The 19,923-nt window shown below is 57.8% G+C and carries 16 protein-coding genes; 8 read left to right on the top strand and 8 right to left on the bottom strand.

Going from position 1 to position 19,923, the window contains the following annotated elements; all coding sequences use genetic code 11:
* Positions 1-18: 18 nt before the first annotated feature.
* Together ABD890_RS07780 and ABD890_RS07775 are read right to left on the bottom strand one after the other, a co-directional pair.
* Positions 19-1,686, bottom strand: coding sequence for a PulJ/GspJ family protein (locus ABD890_RS07780; protein ID WP_345087557.1), 1,668 nt, complete (start codon positions 1,684-1,686; stop codon positions 19-21).
* A gap of 286 nt (positions 1,687-1,972) precedes the next feature.
* Positions 1,973-2,950, bottom strand: coding sequence for an NAD-dependent epimerase/dehydratase family protein (locus tag ABD890_RS07775; RefSeq protein WP_345087555.1), 978 nt, complete (start codon positions 2,948-2,950; stop codon positions 1,973-1,975).
* 412 nt (positions 2,951-3,362) lie between these two features.
* Between ABD890_RS07775 and ABD890_RS07770 the strand changes: the two genes are divergently transcribed.
* The 4 genes from ABD890_RS07770 (at position 3,363) to ABD890_RS07755 (ending at position 11,435) form a co-directional block, all read left to right on the top strand.
* A complete protein-coding gene (locus ABD890_RS07770; RefSeq protein ID WP_345087553.1) occupies positions 3,363-6,620 on the top strand; it encodes a tetratricopeptide repeat protein in 3,258 nt (1,085 codons plus the stop codon).
* A 67-nt stretch (positions 6,621-6,687) separates the two neighbouring features.
* The gene (locus ABD890_RS07765) at positions 6,688-7,602 is read left to right on the top strand and encodes a MotA/TolQ/ExbB proton channel family protein (RefSeq protein ID WP_345087551.1); all 915 of its coding nucleotides are present in this window, start codon (positions 6,688-6,690) and stop codon (positions 7,600-7,602) included.
* Positions 7,603-7,682: 80 nt separating this feature from the next.
* Positions 7,683-8,102, top strand: a complete 420-nt coding sequence (locus ABD890_RS07760) for an ExbD/TolR family protein (RefSeq protein WP_345087549.1) — start codon at positions 7,683-7,685, stop codon at positions 8,100-8,102.
* A 42-nt stretch (positions 8,103-8,144) separates the two neighbouring features.
* Positions 8,145-11,435 carry a hypothetical protein gene (locus ABD890_RS07755; protein ID WP_345087547.1) on the top strand — a complete coding sequence of 1,097 codons (3,291 nt, stop codon included), beginning with the start codon at positions 8,145-8,147 and terminating at the stop codon, positions 11,433-11,435.
* Positions 11,436-11,493: 58 nt separating this feature from the next.
* Here ABD890_RS07755 and ABD890_RS07750 read toward each other — a convergent pair whose 3' ends face one another.
* Together ABD890_RS07750 and ABD890_RS07745 are read right to left on the bottom strand one after the other, a co-directional pair.
* On the bottom strand, positions 11,494-11,745 hold the full coding sequence (locus ABD890_RS07750) for a winged helix-turn-helix domain-containing protein (protein WP_345087545.1): 252 nt from the start codon (positions 11,743-11,745) through the stop codon (positions 11,494-11,496).
* A 93-nt stretch (positions 11,746-11,838) separates the two neighbouring features.
* A complete protein-coding gene (locus tag ABD890_RS07745) occupies positions 11,839-12,264 on the bottom strand; it encodes a hypothetical protein (protein WP_345087543.1) in 426 nt (141 codons plus the stop codon).
* Positions 12,265-12,470: 206 nt separating this feature from the next.
* Between ABD890_RS07745 and ABD890_RS07740 the strand changes: the two genes are divergently transcribed.
* The gene (locus ABD890_RS07740) at positions 12,471-13,412 is read left to right on the top strand and encodes a tetratricopeptide repeat protein (protein ID WP_345087541.1); all 942 of its coding nucleotides are present in this window, start codon (positions 12,471-12,473) and stop codon (positions 13,410-13,412) included.
* A gap of 231 nt (positions 13,413-13,643) precedes the next feature.
* Entirely contained in the window at positions 13,644-13,886 is a 243-nt protein-coding gene (locus ABD890_RS07735) for a hypothetical protein (protein WP_345087539.1), read from the top strand.
* A gap of 29 nt (positions 13,887-13,915) precedes the next feature.
* Here ABD890_RS07735 and ABD890_RS07730 read toward each other — a convergent pair whose 3' ends face one another.
* The gene (locus tag ABD890_RS07730; RefSeq protein ID WP_345087538.1) at positions 13,916-14,992 is read right to left on the bottom strand and encodes an App1 family protein; all 1,077 of its coding nucleotides are present in this window, start codon (positions 14,990-14,992) and stop codon (positions 13,916-13,918) included.
* A gap of 347 nt (positions 14,993-15,339) precedes the next feature.
* Here ABD890_RS07730 and ABD890_RS07725 point away from each other — a divergent pair, with 347 nt between their 5' ends.
* A complete protein-coding gene (locus ABD890_RS07725; RefSeq protein ID WP_345087536.1) occupies positions 15,340-16,755 on the top strand; it encodes a YeiH family protein in 1,416 nt (471 codons plus the stop codon).
* Complete coding sequence (locus ABD890_RS07720) at positions 16,748-16,951, top strand: hypothetical protein (protein WP_345087534.1); 204 nt, start codon at positions 16,748-16,750, stop codon at positions 16,949-16,951. Before ABD890_RS07725 ends, ABD890_RS07720 begins: the two co-directional genes overlap by 8 nt.
* A 6-nt stretch (positions 16,952-16,957) precedes the next feature.
* Here ABD890_RS07720 and ABD890_RS07715 read toward each other — a convergent pair whose 3' ends face one another.
* Genes ABD890_RS07715 through ABD890_RS07705 form a run of 3 tightly spaced genes read right to left on the bottom strand, consistent with a single transcriptional unit; the run spans position 16,958 to position 19,733 of the window.
* Positions 16,958-17,974, bottom strand: coding sequence for a cytochrome-c peroxidase (locus tag ABD890_RS07715; protein ID WP_345087532.1), 1,017 nt, complete (start codon positions 17,972-17,974; stop codon positions 16,958-16,960).
* A 21-nt stretch (positions 17,975-17,995) separates the two neighbouring features.
* Positions 17,996-18,769, bottom strand: coding sequence for a deoxyribose-phosphate aldolase (gene deoC / locus ABD890_RS07710; protein ID WP_345087530.1), 774 nt, complete (start codon positions 18,767-18,769; stop codon positions 17,996-17,998).
* Between the two features lie 40 nt (positions 18,770-18,809).
* Entirely contained in the window at positions 18,810-19,733 is a 924-nt protein-coding gene (locus tag ABD890_RS07705; protein WP_345087528.1) for a sugar phosphate isomerase/epimerase family protein, read from the bottom strand.
* Positions 19,734-19,923 lie beyond the last annotated feature (190 nt).

The raw sequence follows: 19,923 nt of genomic DNA, 5'->3' as shown, positions 1-19,923 counted from the left end.
GAGTTGTCTTAGTCTGGGTTATTCCGGAATGAAGTCAGCCACCACGGTGTCTTGACGGACCTGGCGCGTCGCCGGCTCGATCGCCCGAATCATGACCGAAACGCCTCGCAGCGGCACTGTATACGGAGGCGAGGTTTCCAGTTCGCTGGCTTCTCCGGCGTCTGAGGTGTCGCCGTCGCTGTTAAAGTCGGTGGCGTACTTGTCGTCGACCACGCCATCGCCGTCGTCGTCAAAGCCGTTGGTGCCTTCATCCACCACGCCGTCGCCATCCTGATCGATCCCGTCCATCTCGTACAGAAACGGCCACGTGTCGTAGTAGGCATAGGTGAGCGTCAGATCGGGACCAGCACCAGCCGCAGCAGGAACGCCCGGCGTGGCTGGCGTCAGGCGGGAAGGAATGCCAGGGAAGCTCGACTGCAGGGCAGCAAACGTCGTCGGAGCCGTTCCGTACAGCGAAGCCGAATTGACCGCAACGCTGTTCAGCATCGACTTGGTGGTCGGGGTGCCACCCAACACGCTGCCAGAACCGGCAACCGCGTTAGCTCGGCTCTGCCAGTTCAAGTCGACAAACGTACCGGTCATGTAATCGGTGGTGCTGTAGTTCGTGGCGTCCGTCCCGTTGTAGCCGATATCGTTGGGTGTGACCGCGATGGTACCGGCTGAGAGTTCTTCCAGCACGACGGCCCGTGGGTCGTAGACCTTCACGTCAAACGCGAGGGTCTTCGCCAGGATCACATCTTCGCCGGTACGGTTCAGCAAGTTGCCGGCACCCAGCGAACTGTTGAGCTGCTCAAAAGTCTGCAGACTGGCGGGTTGAAACACGTGTGGGAAAGCCGTGGCAGCCACGAAGGCACGGCCAATTCGGTTCTCGCGGCTTTGCAGATCTTCCAGTGAGTTCGTCTGCCAGCGATTGTTGGCACCTGTGCCGTTGCGAAGCGAAAGATCGTAGTAGTTACGAGCTTCCGCATTCGACAACGCATTGGAAGTCTGAAGGCCGGTAAAACCGGTTGAGTCACCAATCAAGATATCAGGGCGAATCAGGAACACGCGGCGGTAGAGCGTGACTGTTTCCGTCGCGTCGCGATAGTCTGGGGTATCGGTCGCTTCCAAGTTTCGGTCGTCGGCCGAGGTCAACTTGGTGAAGTAGACCACTTCTGCATAGTGCGATTCAATCGTGCTAAAGTTGCCCGACGACGTATCGATGTAGAACTTCTCTGGGCGAGCGGGAGTGATATTCGCGGCGGGGCGTGTCGCCAGAGTGCCGTAAATGCGACCGGTGAAGGGTTGGTCTTTACTGTAAGCGGTGAAGCAGATGATGTCGTCGGCGTCGCCGCACATCGAACCGGAATCGGTCACCGCGGGCACAACACTCAGCGTGGCGAAGTCGACTTCACGATCTGGACCTTCGATGATCTCGAAGTAGCCTTGGTTCGCTCCTGGCTGTACCCAAGGCAGCACGTCGACCGAGATATTGTCGAGATCTTGCTGCAGCGTATTGGCGACAGTTCGCAAGTTGCCGGACAGCTCGATGGTGGCTCGGGCGTCTCGCATGCTGGCCCCCATCATGCCGAAGATCTGAGCCACGGCGGCGAACATGATCAACGTGAGGGCGGTCGCCATCAACATTTCCACGAGCGTCAGCCCGCGCGCTTTCATCGCAGACAGCGGTTTGGGAGTATTCCACATACGGAGTGCGTCCTGTTGGTTGCGCCTGAACTCTCAGCTTGCCCAAAGCTGAAACCAGGTACCTTTCTCACTGGCCGAACGGCGGCCCATGCGAGCGAATGGAGATAAGTTGCGTGTCGACTAGCTGGCGATAGAATCGCTGGAACTCGTTGATATTCCAGCTGTTTAAGTATATTGCGTCGCAAAAGGATATTCCACCGGGAATCGCCCGGCAGGTCAAGCAATTTGACCATTGCGGCTTCGCATGCCCCCAATTGTAGTGGCGTGGCGGCCGATTTCGTCGAAACTAGCCCTTCTGGTGCCGAATCACGTCAGCGACGATGTCTTCCAGGGTGAACTGCGGAGCGTAGTCGATGCAGTTCTTGATCTTCGTCAGGTCTGGCACCCGGCGGTTGATGTCCTCGAAGTTGGAACTGTAGGCCTCTTCATAAGTTTGGAAGGTCACTTCCAGTTCCGGATTGACCTGCGAGATCACCATCTTGGCGAGTTCCAGAATGGTCACCGGGCGGTCGCTTCCGATATTAAAGACCTGACCCACGGCGGCATCGGTGCGCATCAGTTGGATAACGGCACCCACCACGTCCGCAACATGGGCAAAACAGCGAATCTGGCTGCCATCATGGTGAACCGTCGGCGATTTGCCCGCCAAAGCGGCATCGACGAAGCGAGGTAGAACCATCCCATAGGCCCCAGTCTGTCGCGGCCCCACCACATTGAAGAAGCGGCCAATCACGACTGGAGTCTGCTTTTGGTACCAATAGGCCAGTGCCAGGAACTCGTCGATCGCCTTCGACGCCCCATAGCTCCAGCGTGGTCGGGTTGTGGCTCCGAAGACCAAATCGTCTTCTTCAGTCCACTTATCTTTCGGGTTTTTGCCGTAGACCTCGGACGTGCTGGCCAAAAAGAGCCGCACGTTGTCTCCTTCGGCGTGACGTCGCTGCACTTCGGCCAGCAGCAGTTCGGTCGGATAAATATTGCGTTCGATCGTCTGAATCGGCTCTTGATTGATCAAGGCCACACCAACCGCAGCCGCCAGGTGGTAAACTTCGTCCGACTGATTGACCAGGTCCTTCACTAGGTCGCGATCAGAAACGGTGCCATGCACGAAGCGAAAGCTGGGATGATCCAAGAGGGGTTCGATGTTCTTCTTCGAGCCGGTCGATTCGTCGTCGACGACGATCACCTGGTGGCCAGCATCGAGCAAGGCTTCCGCCAAATGCGATCCAATGAAGCCAGCGCCGCCAGTGATAAGAGAAGTTGCCATTCGTGAATTGCTTTGCTCAAAGACCGCGTTGCGCGATCCATCCTCGAAATCTTGCGTAGTGCGTATGCCCCAGTGACGCGAACCTTAGGGGGAAGGCAGCTCCCTAGAAAGCTGGGCCGAGTATTACCTGCCAGGCACGCCATGTCGCGACTTCACACGGAAGAGAAGCCATTGGTCATGTTACAACGTTTTCCCTTGGGTGGTTCGGCGACTCCTTCTATCATGATCGACAATGCGCTCAAATTTGCTGCAAACTCCTTTTCGGCACGCAAATTTAGCTTTAGAAATGGTTTACCGAGGCGGAATAATGAAACTTCCCGGAATTTCCGTCACAATGGAAGTGGATAGATAGCCACCAAGACCCACCCCAACTGCCTGCATCGTGCTGAACCATAACGAGGACCGTTGTTCCATGCTGTCTCTGTTCCCAGGCCAAGTTTCCCTGTCCGCACGAAGCGCACCTCAGGGAGCCCCGCGGAAGCATCTCGCTGGACGCGTTGTTAGCGTCGCCTTGTTGCTGGTACTGATTTGCGGATTGCCCGCAGTCGGCCAAGAGTCCTCGCGCGAAGCGGCCCTCTTCTTTTCCGACGTCGTCAACTACCAGAATGCGGGCGAGTTCGAGTTGGCCGCCGACGAATGGAAGAAGTTCGTCGAGAAGTTCCCCAACGATCCGCTCGCCGCCAAAGCACAGAACTACCTGGCCGTCTGCCAGTTACAGCTGAAGAAGTTTTCGGATGCCACCGCCAACTTCGAGACGGTCTTGAAGAAGTATCCCCAGGCCGACTTCCGAGAAGAAGCGATGTTGAATCTCGCTTCGGCCAACTATGCCTGGGCACAGAATGGCAATTCCGCCAAGTATAAAGATGCCGCCGAGCGGTTCACCGCATTGCTGAAAGAGTTCCCGAAAACCGAGTTCGCCGATCAGGCTCAATATTTCCTCGGCGAATCGCTGTACTTGTCTGGGCAGAAAGAGCCTTCGATCGCCGCGTACGAAGCACTCGTCAAAGCGTATCCCCAAAGCCCGCTCGCCCCGGATGCCCTCTACGCCAAAGGGGTCACTCAGGAAGAACTGCAAAAGTATCCCGACGCCCAGAAGACCTTCGATCAGTTCCTGACGAGCTACGGAAACAATCCGTTGGCGACCGAAGTCACGATGCGAAAAGGGGAGACCCTGCTACAGCAAAATCAGTTTGAAGCTGCGGAGAAGTTGTTCGAGGCTGCCTCGAAGAAGCAAGGCTTTGAATTGGCCGACCATGCGATGTACCGTCTTGCCTTCTGTGCCTTGCAGCGGGACGAACTGCTGAAGGCGGGCAACGCGTACGCTCAGATCCCGCTGACCTTTCCGAAGTCGGCCTATGCTCCTGAATCGACGATGCTGGCGGGACGCTGTTTCTACCGTGCTGGTCGTCTCGACGATGCCGCACGCTGGCTGGCAGCGGCTGGGCGTCAGGGAGGTAAGTACGAAGTCGAAGCCGCTCACTGGCTGACGCGGGTTTACCTGCAGCAAGGCAAGCCAGCCGAAGCCGAGAACCTGGCCAAAGCCCTGCTGCCGAAGGCGAAGGATAGCGAGTTCCAGGTCGACTTGAAGATGGACCTGGCCGACGCAATCTACGAACAGCCAAACCGCCGTCAGGAATCGATCGCGCTGTACGAGAGCATCGCCAAAGATCACCCGCAAGCGGTCGAAGCTCCACAAGCGTTATACAATGCCGCGTTCGCTTCGCTCGAAACACGCGACTTCGCGAAGGCGTCCGCGCTGTCGGATCAGTTCGCCAAGAATTATCCGCAGGATGAATCGCGTCTCGATGCCATGTACGTCGGTGCGGAAGCCAAGCTGCAGACCGATAAACTGGCCGAAGCAGAGCAGGCCCTCAAGATACTTCTGAAAGATGGCAAAGGCCGCCCGGAGGCCGCTCGCTGGCAGATGCGTTTGGCTTTGACGCAATACCTTCAGAACAAGTACGCCGATGTCGAAACGACGGTCGCCGCGATTCAATCGACGTTGAAAGATCCAGAACTGCTCGCTCAGGCCAATTACCTGGTCGGGGCCAGTGCGTACCAGCAAGAGCAGTTCGAGAAAGCCAAGGCAACGCTGGAAGCCTCGGTAAAAGCTTCCAGCAAATGGGCCCAGGCCGACGAAGCTCGACTGATGCTCGCTCGCACGCTGTTCGCTCTCGGCCAGAACGAAGCCGCCATTGGTCAGGCTCAGTCGGTCTTCACCTCGTACCCGAACAGTCAGATTCTCGATCAGGTCAACTTCCGACTAGGCGAGTTCCTTTTCGCTGCCGAGCGTTATCCCGAAGCGGCTGCCGCTTATGCCGAAGTGCTGGCCAAGTCGCCGCAGTCGGCGTTGGTTCCGCATGCGTTGTACGGCCAGGCCTGGGCCTTCCTGAAGCAGCCTAGCCCGGCGAAGGCCGATCAGGCATTCAGTGCGTTGATCACCAGCCATCCCAAGCATGAACTGATTGTTGATGCCTACACCGGTCGAGCGATCGCGCGGCGAACCGAAGGAAAGCTGAAAGAAGCAATCGACGACTTGAACACGGTCATCGCCAAGAGCACCGACCCTGGCCAGCGTCAGGAAGCGGAGTACCTGAAAGGGGTGAGTCTGGTCGACAGTAAGAACCCGGCTGAAGCAGAGAAGGTCTTTACTACCTTGCATCAGCAGAACCCGAACTTCGCCAGCGACGATAAGGTGCTGTACGAGTTGGCTTGGGCTCAACGAGCGCAAAACAAAGGAGACGCCGCCGTAGCGACCTTCCAGCAACTTGCCAAGGCGCATCCTGAAAGCCCGCTGGCACCGGAAGCGATGTACCACGTTGGCGAAGCGTTCTACGGAAAAGAGGATTACGCCGAAGCCGAGACCTGGTATACCCGGTCCGCGAATCAGGCCCAGTCGGCCGAGATCGGCGAGAAGGCGATCTACAAGCAGTCGTGGTCGTTGTATCAGCAAGGCAAGACGCAGCAGGCATTGGATGGCTTCGGCCAGCAGATGATGAAGTATCCTAATGGCCCGCTCGCATCCGATGCGATCTTCATGCAGGGGGAATGCTTCTTCAAAGACAAAGCGTTCGACACTGCCTTGGATAGCTACGGTCGCGTCGATCCGAAACGCCTCTCCAGCGACGAAATGCGTTCGCTCTTGTTTTTGCATGCCGGCCAATCGGCCAGCCAGCAGAAGCTGTGGGCGGAATCGCGAAAGTGGTTCTCGCAGTTGGTCGATCAGTTGCCTGACTCGCCGCTGCTGGGCGAAGCCTATTACGAGCTAGGCTGGGCCGCCTATAACGAACGCAAGACGCCGCAGGCGATCGCCGATTTCGAGAAAGCTGCCGAGCAGTCACGCGGCCTGGCAGGTGCTCGGGCCCGCTTCATGCTGGGTGAAATCTACTTCGAGCAAAAGAAGTACGAAGATGCCTTGGGGCAGTTCAAACGGGTGGTCTTCGGCTTCGGCGGAGAACAATCGCTCGACAGCGTAAAGCCATGGCAAGCCAAGTGTGCCTATGAAGTGGGACGCTGCAACGAAGTGCAGATCCGCGAGGCAGCGGCGGCCAAGAAAGCGGAATTCATTGAAGAAGCCAAAAAGTTCTACACGATGGTTGTCGAGCGATACCCGCAGGCACCCGAAGCGAAACTGGCTCAAGCCCGGCTGGATGCCCTGGCGAAACTTTAAACGCCTGCAAGAGGCGAAGCGACCGTTCGATATGAATGATTCATCCTCGCAAGAAACGCGAACCCTTATGAAACGTGCCACTGGCTTTTCGCTCGTGCTGCTTACCTGGCTGGCGATGTCGTCTGCTATCTGGGCTCAAGATGCCGGCCCTGCCGCAGGCGAGCCTGAGCCGGAAGAAGCTCCTGCCATCATCGAACAGCGCTTGAGCGACACCGACTCACTCACACTGGTCAGCCTCGTCCTGCGCGGCGGCAAGATGATGATCCCGCTCGGCGTCATGTCGGTGATCGTCGTTGCGTTGACGCTCGAACGCTTGTTCGCTCTGCGACGCGGACGCATTCTGCCTTATAAGCTACAGCGGGAACTATCGCAGCTTCGACTCAGCGAAAAAGGTCTCGACCCACGCGAAGCATATCGACTTTGCAAGAAGTATCCTTCGGCGATGGCCAATGTGGTTAAAGCAATGCTGCACCGGATTGGTCGGCCGCAGTCGGAAGTGGAACACGCCGTGGCAGAAGCCACCGAGCGCGAAGCGGATCGACTGTATGGCAATGTCCGCTGGATCTCGCTGATGGGAAGCGTTGCACCGCTGCTGGGGCTGATGGGAACGGTCTGGGGGATCATCTGGACGTTCTATAAAACGACCCAGCTCGAGATCGGAGCCGACCGGGCCGACCAGTTGGCAGGCGGTATCTTCGTGGCCCTGGTGACCACCCTCGGTGGTTTGACGATTGCGATTCCCGCGATGATCTTCGCGCAGTATTTTGAGAGCCGCATCGTGGCGTTATTTCATGAAATGGACGAAGTGTTGTTCGACCTGATTCCTGGTTTCGAGCACTACGAAGGCAAGCTGCGAGCCAAGCATCGCACGTACGATACGCCCTCCGCTACCAGCGCTCGGCCGAAGGACGTTCCGCACGGAACCGCTCCGGGAGGACCGCTGGAAGGTTCCTCGCCCCAGGTCTTGCCGAGGTCGCAATGATCGATCGCGGGCGAACTTGATATCGTCCGCTTGCCGTCGTGGATTCCTTTCGTCCATCGTTCCTTGCAGAGTAGCCACTGGTGTCAGTCAAACTAAATCGCGGTCGCGCTCGGTCGATGCTCGATATCACTCCGTTGATTGATATCGTGTTTCTGCTGCTGATCTTCTTTATGGTGATGACTCGCTTTGATGAAGAAGATTACAAGCTGGATGTCATCCTGCCGACTGCTAGCGAAGCACAGCCGTTGATTTCGCAGCCACGCGAGCTGTTTATCAACATCGACGAAGAAGGTCGCTTTTTTGTCCGGGGGGATCAACGTTCGATCGAAGAGATTGAAGCCTTGCTGGAACAAACCGCCGCCGACAATCCAGAGAGTTCGGTCATCATCCGAGCCGATAAAAACAGTAAGATCGAATTCAGTGTCCAAGTGATGAATGCCTGCAACAAGGCAAAGCTCAGTAACTACTCGATTAGCACCGCCGCCATTGAGCCAAACTAAGTAGCAACTGCTCCGACCATTCAGGAGCTCAGCGGAAACCTTATGGCCCAAATCTGGAGATCTGACGAACCTCGCCCACCGACCGTTTCCACCGAGGAAAAGGCCTGGCCGGTGTACACTGCGTACACGTTCTTCATGCTCTACTTCGGTGCGGCCAGCTATCTGCTGTTCGACTGGGAACACGAGCTGTGGTACTACAACGCCCAGACCTACATTCTGGCGGCTGCGGTTGCCTGGCTCGTCGGGCTGGCGATCATTCCGCTACTCGATCTGGGCAGCGTTCGACGCGGCATTCAGCTTTCGATCGTGCTGAGCCTGGTACTGCATCTGAGCATGTTTCTCGGCATGGTCGCGATCGATGTCGGTAACGTGAACGACACCGCGCTAAACGAGAATCGCGAGAAAAGCCCCAAGCGGCAACCAGTGGTCATCCCTGACTACAGCCCGGCCCAGATCAACGAAGATCGCGAATCGGAAAAAGAGTACGAACAGCCGATCGAAACCAAACAGGCCGAAGCGCAAGTCGACCCGCTCGAGCAGGAAAAGATCGAGCACGAACAGCCCAAGATGAAAGAGAACGACATCTCGCAGGAAGAGCTTCCGCGGGAAGTCGAGCCAGAGAAGATTCAAAAGCGTGATCAGCAAGTCGAGCAGCCGAAACAGGAATCGCTGAAAGAACTTCCCTCCGAGCTGTCCAAGCAGTCGCGCGAAATGCAGCGCGAAGTGGAACAGGCTCAGCAGATCGAAGTCCAGCAGCAAGAGGATCGCCAGGTAGAGCTATCCGCCGCCCAAGCTGCCGCTCAGCGAGCCGCCCAGGCCCTGGAAATGCAGCGGCAGGAATCGAACATTCAAGATGCCGTACAGCGAGCGACCGAAGTGCAGCGTCGAAGCACAGCCGCCGACATGCCGCAGCTTTCTCCTAGCCAGGCTCAAGAAATCCAGCGTCAGCAGATGCAAGCCAACAATCCGGCTCGCACCCAGGCCGACGCTATCGACGTCCAGCGAAACAATCCGCAGCGTGTTCGAGCCCAGGCCAATGCTGCCGACCTGGCCCGTCAGGAAGCCGCCAACCCGGCCAATCAGCCGCGGGCATCGGTTCAATCACCAACGTCGACGGCAATGGCCGCCAGCATGGCGCTAACGCGTAGCCAGCAGCAGAACGACCAGCAGATCGCGCCGTCCGCTTCGAGTAACGATCTGGCTCGCAACGCCGCATCCAGCAACATGCCGACGATTCGGACGAACATCAGCGAGAACCTTCCTCGACCGACGGTGGGGCAGGCCAACAGTTCGCAGCTTCGACCAGCCGCCGGATCGATCGCACGTCAAGATGTTGGTGGCGATGGCGTGGCGGCGAATGCCGTGAACCCTGGTCAACTTTGGGCGAAGCCAGCCACCGCGGATCGAACGGCCGAGATGGTCGAACGTCACGGGGCGACCCGCAGTGCTGCCTCGCGTGACGAAGGGATCGTGACCAGCGATCTGTCGAATCCTTCGATCGGTCGCTCGCCGGCCACCGGAGCGCAGGCAATGGTCGGCCCTAGCTCGCGGATCGAATTCCAGGGACCAGCTAACGGTAATCAAGCGGCCGCCAATGCCGATGCGTTGGCTTCCGGCCAGTTCTCGACTCCTTCGATGAATCTTGGTAAGGCCGCCGGCAACGCGAACGATGAGTTCGGTAACGGGCAGGTCGGCGCCGCGGATGTTGGTTCGCCTGGAGCGAACGTGGGGACCGATTTCTCGGCCCTCTCGCGCGGGACCGGAAACCGGGGGAATGACGGTGAATCGCTGGCCGAGATGGCTTCTGGAACCCAGGGCCTACCAAGTGGACGTGGACGAACGCCTGCTGCCGGGCCGATGGTCGGAACGCAAGCGAGTGCGGAGGGGATCCCTGGCGGAACTGGTGGCGGTATGCCTGCCGGCGGAGGCGATCTGGTGGGGAACTTGCCCGGCGTTGGCAATGTGCCGGAGATCCGACGGCGTGACCTCGGCGGACCTGCCATGCCATCGGGACGCCCAGGCGTGAACGATCTGGCCGGGGCCCCGATCGGAACGTCGGCCCAGCCCGGATTCATCGGACGTCGCCGAACGAGCGACGCTCCACAAATCACCACGAACATGGCCAACCTTCCGGTTCGTTCGCCCGGTCGACGAGGTCCGCTGCTAAGTACCAAAGCGGCGGTTCCTACCGAAGCCTTCAGCCGTCGAGCGATGCGAAAAGGGGGCGGGGCAGGGGACGGAGCAGTCCGGCCTAGCCGCGAAACGGAGGAAGCAATCGAACGTGGCTTAGCCTTCCTGGCACGACATCAATCGGCCGACGGACGATGGAGCTTGCGTGGCTTCGCAGCCGTTCACCCTGAGAACTTCCCGATCTATCAGGACGAACTAGCGACCCTCAACTCCGATACCGCCGCAACCGGCTTGGCACTGTTGGCGTTTCTCGGCGCTGGCTACGATCACCTGAGCGACAAGTACGAAGATGAAGTTCGCAATGGTGTGATGTTCCTGGTCGAAAACCAGAAGGCTAACGGCGATTTGTATATCGAAATGGATGCCGCGTCGAACTCGAGCTGCCGGCTCTACAGTCACGCGATCGCGGCTTTGTCGCTCTGCGAAGCGTATGGGATGACGCAAGACGAAAACTTACGTGTCGCCGCACAGAAGTCACTCGACTTCATTGAAGCGTCGCAAGATCGGCAGCTTGGCGGCTGGCGATATACGCCAGGACATGGCACCGATACCTCGGTAACCGGCTGGATGACGTTGGCCCTCAAGAGTGGGCAGCTGGCAGGCCTGCGGGTCGATCCTGGCACGTTCGATGGCATTCGCCGCTGGCTGGCGTCGGCCGAATCGCGACGCAATGGCCGAGCGGTTTACGTTTACAATCCGCATGCCCCGGACACCGATCAACAGCGACATGGACGCGTGCCAACGCAGACGATGACGGCGGTTGGGGCGTTGATTCAGCTTTATCTGGGTAATCGTCGTGATAGCCGCATCTTGCAAGACAGTGCCGACTATTTGAAAGAGAACCTGCCGTCGATTGGTACGCCTCAGATGCCGTTGCGAGATACCTATTACTGGTACTATGCCACCCAGGTCATGTTCCACATGCGGGGCGAGCACTGGGAAGCGTGGGACAGCAAGCTACATGTCATGCTGGAGCAAACCCAGGAGTTGGAAGGCCCCACGGCCGGAAGCTGGGACCCCAAAGGACAGGTACCTGATCGGTGGGGTGGCTTCGCCGGTCGCATCTATGTGACGACGATGAACCTTCTTTCGCTGGAAGTGTATCACCGGCATCTACCGATTTACGACGACGTGGCCAACTAGGCCAACGTCGTCCAGAAGCTTTCCGGCCGATAACTCTGCCGAGATCGAGCCGGCGGTTCTAAGCTTCGCTCGACGAATGTTCGTCAATCAGGCCGATCAGCTTGTTGCGGCCCTTTTCAAAGAAGAACAGCTTGTTCTCGCGGGCCAACCAGCCGACCGCCTGCAGGACGATGTCTTTCTTTTCGCCCACTTCTTTGGTCAGCTTGGTGATGGTGACAGGACCTTCGGTGGCAAGATACGACCAGACCAGCCCCGAGGTTTCCCCGATTTTCTGCATCGTATCGTCATGGAGATCGGTGGAAATCGACATCGAGAGGCTCTCCTCAGTTGAGAATCGTAGATGGAAGGATCCGCCAACAGAGTCGATTATAGTTAACCCAAAGGTGCGATTTCCAGTATTCGCTTACGAGCGAATCAGGTCGTACGTGATCGCATTGAACACCGGATCGAGTTCTTCAAATTCGCGATCTTCCCCTTGGTAAAGGATCACACAAGGACGTACACCCAGCATTAGGGCGCGGATCTTGGCCTGGACCAGGAAGTCGAGGCAGTAGAAGTTCAGATCGCAGCCGATCAGTTCGACTTCTTCCAGGGTTTGCGTGGCTGGGACCGACTCGAAATCGGTGTATTCTTCGCTCAGCGCATCGCGAACCGCGTCGACCAGGGCTTCCAGTTCGGTGCCTGGTTCATAGATCATCAGCGTCCAGAAGGCTTCAGTCGGGCTATGAACCGACACGCTGCGCGGCCAGGCGTTGGTTTGATCTTCGGTGACTCGCCAGTTTTCTGGGTACGAAAACTTGACGCCCAAATTGTCGTAAGTGGCAACCACGGCAGCCTTCGGTGCGTAAGAGGGGGGAGTGACCAGGGCATGCTGCCTTGGCGGTAACTGTTCTATTTCCCGTATTTTAACGCGTTCGGCCTATTTGCCTATCGGCGGTTGAGCCAGACTGCCGAGCCTGATCTAGGACGAACGGAGACGGTTTGGTAGTCTCTGCCAGTTGGTCCAAAGCAGCGAACGGAATCGCTGGAAGCCTTATGATCTTGAAGCCATCCTCGCAGGAAGCACGCCCTGGTGCATTTCGCGGAAGCGAAATCGTCCTGGGACTTTGTATGCTAGCACTGCTGAGTGGATGTAGCACTTTCAGCCAGGCCAAGGCTTCTCACGACCGGGTTGTGCAAGCACGGCAGCTTACCCAGCGCGGTGTCCAAGCGATGCATCGCGACGACTGGGAGAACGCCGAGAAGTATCTGGCGGAAGCAAAGCAAAACGCCCCTTACGATTTGCAGGCCCGCGTTCACTATGCCGAGACCCTCTGGAAGACCGGCAAGCAGGCCGAAGCGATCAAAGAAATCGAAGACACGCTTCCTCTGGCCAACGACGATCCGACACTGCATGCTCGACTGGGCCGAATGTACCTCGACTCCGGCGAACCGACCCGAGCCCACATCGCAGCCAATAAGTCGATCGAATGCGATCCGAAGCATGCCCCGGCGTGGCAGCTTCAAGGCGACCTCGCAGTACTGCGCGGGGACCTCGACGGCGCAAAGCTTTCTTACATCCGAGCCGCCACGCATAGCGAGGGGCCTGATCGCGATGTGCAGCTCAAGTTAGCGTCGACCTATCGCCGCCTCGGACAGCCAGGGCAATCGCTGGCATGTATTTCTCTGGTCGAGCAGGCCGAGTTCGGGCAGCGATTGCCAAGCGAAGTCGGCATCGAACAGGCCCTCGCGTATCGAGACCTCGGACGGAATCTCGAAGCCGCTGACTCGTTGGCCGAGATTGCCGATGGCACCCCGCTGCCGGCCGACCTGTTGTGTGTCTGGGCGGAATGCGAACTAGCGGCTGGGCGTCTGGCCCGAGCAGAGTATGCGGCGAACCAGGCTCTGCAAACCGACCCGCAATATGCCCCAGCGATTCAGTTGGTCGGCCAGATGCCCGTCTACCGGCAGCAAGCCCAACAGGCGATGCGGCGCTAAAAGCGCTGCTACGTTGGAGTGGGGCGAACTTGCGCCATTTCCGCGTTGCCTTGCTGAAGGCTAACGGTTGTATCGATTATGCAGGTTAGGGAATCGGTGACCCCCGCATTGCATGTCGTGTCGGTTCATGGACGTTTGACTTGGCGGACGAGCAATCTAGGTTTTTCAAGACCACCCCCGGAAATAGCTTCCGAGAACGCTTAGAAAAACGACAGACCGTCGGAGATGTCCATGATGAACCAAGCTGCCACTGTGACGACCGCTCCCTTTGTCGATCGACGTAGCACTCGACCGCCAGGAGAAACGCCGGTGTTCGAACGCCGTCAGTTCACCAACAGTCACGAGGGGTTGTCGCCGAAAGCTCAAGAGTTGGCTTTGGCCATCGATCAATACAAGCTTCGCAATCGTCGCCGGTTCATCACGTACGAAGAAATGTACGAGATCATCACTTCGCTGGGTTACACCCAGTCGTAAGCGACATTTGCCGTCGCTTGGAGAAGTCGCTATTCGGCGCTGCTGGTCGGCGCCGTTTCGGGAATGTCGTAATCCTGCAATTCTGAAGCGCAGGTAAAGCACTTCCATTTCTCTTCTGGTACCCGGCGAAATGCTTTGGCAAATCGCTGCGGTGACGACTTCTTGCCTCCCAGATCACGAATGAAGATCCGTGCGATCTGGTCTGGATACTTGCGAGCCATCACCCCGTAGGTTTCCGGGTCTTTCTCGCCAGAATCACCCACCATCACGAACTTGCGGCCTGGGAACGTCTTCAGCAATTGCTTGATCGCCTTGCGCTTGCCCCAACGGCGGGCAATGAAAAGCTGCAGCACGGTTGGGTCGCGGAAACGGACGCTCTTCATGTGGAACGATCCTTCCGGCAGGCCTTTCTCGCGGAACAAGTCGGACAGCGGCTCGAATAATTGCCAGGGGCTGCTGGTCACGTAATGGAACGCGGCGCCTTGCTCTTCCCATTTCTGGTACAGCTCGACCATGCCTGGCACGGTGGCGAACTCGTGCAAGAAGGTATTGGCCAGCATGTCTTTGCGGGTCGAGACCTGGGTATGTTTCACCGTGTCGTCAATATCGGAGATAACCGAGACACCTTGGTCGTCGATCAGCCGGACGAGGCCTTCCAGCGGGGTGGCCACATCATGCTTCGAGTGGATCGCATACCTAACATGCCGGGTCGCCCCAAGGGTCATGGCCAGCGTGTCGACGTCTTCCTTGGGGATGAAGATATTCCCCCGGAACTGACCATTCTTCTTGGACTTGTCGCGCAGTTGATAGACCTTATCGCCAACCTTCACAGCGATCTGCTTGCCGCCGTGTTGATAGACGGTGAAGCCAAGGATCCGCTGGCGAAAGATGCTGGTCTCGAGTTGTTCCTGGTTCGCCCCCATCATACGGGCCAGCAGGCGGATCATGATTTTGCGCGCAAGATTCTCGGGAACTGCCTCGAAGACAGTTCCATGCACCTGCAAAATCCAGCCGCTCTCGTCCGGCGCCGGATAGGCATACGAAGGATAGAGCACAACGCGCTCGTTGTCCTTCAAGTTGCTGAGGGCAGTCTCATCGGGAACCATGCGCTGCCTACGAAGGGCCTCCTGACCGAACCAGAAAACAAAGCTACTTTCCCTCGCAAATGGTCCAAAGGCCATGTGCGGAAATCCCATAAGCCTGGCGAGGGGGATTGGCCATGACGTATTCTACTCCATTCGAGGCATCCCTTGCAGCGATCTCCGAGAGATTCTTTGCCATTGAGACCGCATTCATCTTCTCAATTTCCTACGATCTATTTCTTCTAGGTGGTGATCGACGCCGAAGACTACGGTGATATGGGGGTTGGGTTGGGAAGTCCTACGGGTTTGGTTATATTTCCCAGTAGCTCCTTTTTTCCCGCCTTTTACGCCTTCCTCGATCGATACCCACCATGAACGACTCGGATGCAGCCGTAGAACCTGTTAGCGTCAAGCCAGGCCTCACCGAGGATGTGATCGCCATCATTGTCGGTATCTTGCTGCTGGCCATGTGCTTTACGGCCGCCTTGGTTATGGGCAAACCGAAGGTGGAAGGGGACCAGGTCACCGCCATCACCAGCCCGCTGAAGGGTTGGGTCGACAAGCCCGGCGGATGGAAGGCGAACCCCGTCGAGTCCTTCGTGGGGACGGCCGAGAAGCCGAAGACGACCTGGCCAGGCATCTTGGGCGCGGTGTTGATCCTGGGAGTCTTTATGACCGCCATGGCCCCAGTGATGCGACCATTCGCCAAGCCAGGAGCCTTTATTGGTGGCTTCCTCATTTTGTTTGCGCTGGCGGGGCTCTCTTACCTGCTGGCGGGACAGGCGACCATTAAGAACTACAACCTCGAGTACGCGCTGTGGGCGCTGCTGGTCGGATTGATCATCGGCAACACGATTGGCAAGTCGGCATTTGGCGCCATGGGCGAGGCCGCTATGCGTACCGAGCTGTACATTAAGACAGGCCTCGTGCTGTTGGGGGCCGAAGTGCTCTTCAGCCGCCTGATGGAACTTGGCATGCCAGGGATCATGATTGCCTGGGTGGTGACACCGATCGTGCTGATCTCGACCTTCTGGTTTGGCCAACGTGTGCTGAAGATGAAATCGGCGTCGCTGAACATGACTATCTCGGCCGATATGTCGGTGTGTGGTGTCTCGGCGGCGATTGCGACTGCCGCGGCATGTAACGCCAAGAAGGAAGAACTCTCGGTCGCGATTGGTCTCTCGCTCTGCTTCACGGCCGCGATGATGGTTGTGATGCCACCGTTGATTGAAGTGATGGGACTCGATCAGGTGGTCGGTGGAGCTTGGATTGGTGGCACGATCGATGCGACCGGGGCCGTTGCCGTGGCAGGTGGCTTGCTCGGCGAGACCGCCCTGGAAGTTGCCGCAACGGTGAAGATGATTCAGAACATCTTGATTGGCGTTGTTGCCTTTGGGGTGGCTGCTTATTGGACGACTCGCGTTGAAACCGAAGGGGGCGAAGCTCCGAAGATCGGCCTCGGCGAAATCTGGAAGCGTTTCCCCAAGTTCGTGCTCGGCTTCATCGCGGCGTCGATTATCGCTTCGGTTCTTTACGCGTCGTCGGATCAAGGCGAGATGCTCGTCGGAGCGACCACTTCCGTTACCAAAGGGCTGCGAGGGTGGTTGTTCTGCCTGGCATTTGTTTGCATTGGTATCGACTTGAACTTCCGTCAGTTGGCCCATCAGTTCCATGGTGGCAAACCGCTGGTACTGTACGTTTGCGGTCAAACTTTGAACCTGATTCTGACCCTGGCGATGGCTTACGTGGCGTTTAAGATCGTCTTCCCAGAGGCTGCTGGTGGCTAAGGATAGTAACTTCCGAGGTTGGATTGCTTTGGCAGCGATCACGTTGGTGATGGCGGGCATCTGGGGGATCGTCTTGCCCCAGGTCGCCCAGACCAGAGTGGTTCAAGAGCGAGAAGCTTTCCTCGAAGCCCACCGCATCAATCCGGCCGCGATGTTCTATACCGAACTCGAGTGCCTGGACGACTCGCAGAAGTAACGTCGTTTACTCCGGCAGTTCAGGCTTCTCGACCTGCGGATACTGCTTGCTGCGAAGGCCCTCGCGTAGGAACGTCACCAGGGCTTTCTTTTCTTCGGGCGTCAGTTTCAGCGGAACGATGTGCGAATCGAGGTTCGGGTTCTTGCCGCCTCCCTCGCTATAGAAGTCGACCACTTCTTCCAGCGTCGCCTTGCTGCCATCGTGAAAGTACGGCGCGGTTAACGCCAGATCGCGAAGCAGGGGCGTGCGAAACTTGCCGACGTCTTCCTGGCGGCCTGTTTGGTCCGCGAGGCCACGATCTTGCGGCAGCGAAGCGAGTCCGGTGCCAATGTTGTGGAACTGGTGGTCGGTATAGACCTTGGCGATATGGCAGTTACCGCAGTTCGCTTTGCCAAAGAACAAGCCGCTGCCGACGCCTATTTCGCCATCCAGCGCATCGGCGTGCCCGCCACGGAAGCGATCGTACGGGGTCTCGCCCGCGACGATCGTTCGCTGAAACGCCGCCAGGCTGCGAGCCACATTTTGGGCGGTCACACCATCCGGAAAGATCGCCTCGAACTGCTGGCGATAACCGGCGATCGATTTCAAGCGATCTTCCAGCACGCCGAGATCGATATCCATCTCGATCTGATTCTGCAGAGGCGAAAGTGCCTGTTCTTCCAACGACCGGGCCCGGCCATCCCAGAAGAACGTACGATGCAAACCAACGTTCACGATGCTGGGAACATTGCGCACGGTGGGTTCGCCATGTGCCCCGGCCGTAAAACGCTGATTGTCGGCCCACCCTTGGTTCGGATCGTGGCAGGTCGCACAACTGGTCGTGCCATTGCCACTCAGCCGAGGATCAAAGAAAAGCTGCTTCCCGAGCTGAACTTTCGCCGCGGACTGTGGGTTGTCGTCCGGCACAATGATCCAGTCGATCCCCAGCGGAACGTCGCTGACGAAGGTCGACTGCGCACTGCCAGCCGCCGGCATCGCAGCCGTCAAAAGCAGACCCAGGATTAGCAAATTCAGACGGGCCATCCGAAACGTCAGGTCGATGACTTAATAGCCACCGCCTCCCAGTTGTCCTTCCGCGGTGCTGTCTAGATTGTCGGCATCGTACGCGTCGAGAATCGCGGCCGTGGCACTTGCTCCGCAGCGTGACGCGCCGAGCTGTTTCACGCGAATCAATCCTGGCAGATCGCGTACACCACCAGCCGCTTTCACTTCCACGGCGGGCGAGCAAGTCGCTCGCATCAGTTGCAGATCGTGTTCGGTCGCACCAAGGTAGTTGTAGGCTCCGTCCGGTTGTTTCACGAAGCCGAATCCTGTGGATGTCTTCACCCAGTCGGCTCCGGCCGCTTCGCAGATCTGGCAAAGCTTCTGCTTCAAGGCATCGCTATCGAGACCGGCGCCACCTTGATTCAGGTAGTCATTCTCGATGATGACTTTGACCTTGGCCCCATGCTTATGGGCTTCGTCACAGACCGCTTGAATATCGTTCTGTACGTATTGCCAATCGCCACTGATCGCTTTGCCGACGTTGATCACCATGTCAACTTCGACGGCGCCATCGCAACAGGCCAGTTCAGTTTCGTATCGCTTCACTTCGGTCAGGTTACTGCCATGCGGGAAACCAATCACCGTGCCGACCAATACGCCGGTGCCTTGCAGCAATTCGGCAGCCCGGGCAACGTAATACGGTTTGATGCACACCGAAGCGACCCCATACTTCGCGGCGGCCTGACATCCGGCTTCTAGCTCGGCGTCGGTCATCGTGGGGTGAAGTAGCGAATGGTCGATCATCTTCGCGAGGTCTTCGTAGCGATATGACATATGGGTAATCCTTTGCAGTGATGGGGGAGCGTCCGTGGAGTTATCGCTGCGGAATAAAGTTACGCAGGTAATGGCTGCTTTGCTTGAGTGCCAGGTAACGGTCTTCGAGCGAGCCTTCGTAGGCAGGGTCTTCCACTTCCACACAGACCGGGCCGTTGTAGCCTGCCGCGCCGAGTGCCGCGACAAAAGCACCCCAGTCGACTTCGCCCAGTCCTGGCAATTTGTCAACATGAAACGCCGTCGGCAAGGCAAACGTTCCGACATCGTTCAGCGCGTGGTAGTCGACCCGAACATCTTTGGCGTGCACATGCACCAGTCGACTGGCGAACTCTCGTAAGGGGAACAAATAGTCGATCTGTTGCCATACTAGATGCGACGGATCGTAGTTCAAGCCCAGGCTATGGCTCGGCAAATCGGTGAATAGCTTCCGCCAGATTGCGGGCGAAATAGCGAGGTTCTTTCCGCCGGGCCATTCATCTTTCGTGAACAGCATGGGACAGTTCTCGATGCCGATCCGTACCTGATGGCTTTGCGCGAATTCGACCAACGGCCCCCAGATCTCCAGCATGCGAGGCCAGTTGTCTTCCACCGACTTCGTCCAGTCGCGACCGATGAAGGTGTTGATGCGTCCGATGCCAAGCTCGGCGGCGGCGGTGATCACTCGGCGGATATGACCGGCGGCGAGGGAAGCTTCTTCTTCTCGCGGAGAAAGAGGGTTCGGGTAATAGCCGAGTGCGCTGATGCTTACTCCATACTTCTGAATCAACGCTTTGATTTCGGCTACCTTGGCCACGCTGATGTTGGCGACATCGATATGGGTAATGCCCCCATACTTCCGGCTGGGTCCCTGGTCGGGCCAGCACATCATTTCGACGCAGTCATAGCCATAGGCCGCGCCCTTTTCAAAGACGGTTTCCAGGTTTGCTTCTGGCAAAATGGCACTGACGAATCCGAGTTGCATCATGGTGTGACCTCCTCTTGGGGTATATCGCGTCGATCGGTTCCAAGCGTCGGTTCAGTATAACGAACGTTGCTGGTCGGTTCCCGTTGCGACGAAAGATCTGTCGTCCGTGAAAATGATTGGAATTGGCGTTTCCGAGGGGGTATCTTGATTCCTCCTGGGGTCGTTGTTTGCCACTGCGGGATTGCGAACG

Source organism: Bremerella cremea, from assembly GCF_039541315.1.
GTDB lineage: Bacteria > Planctomycetota > Planctomycetia > Pirellulales > Pirellulaceae > Bremerella > Bremerella cremea.
The sequence above is the reverse complement of the archived record's forward strand: the minus strand, read 5'-3'. Positions and strand labels throughout refer to the sequence as shown.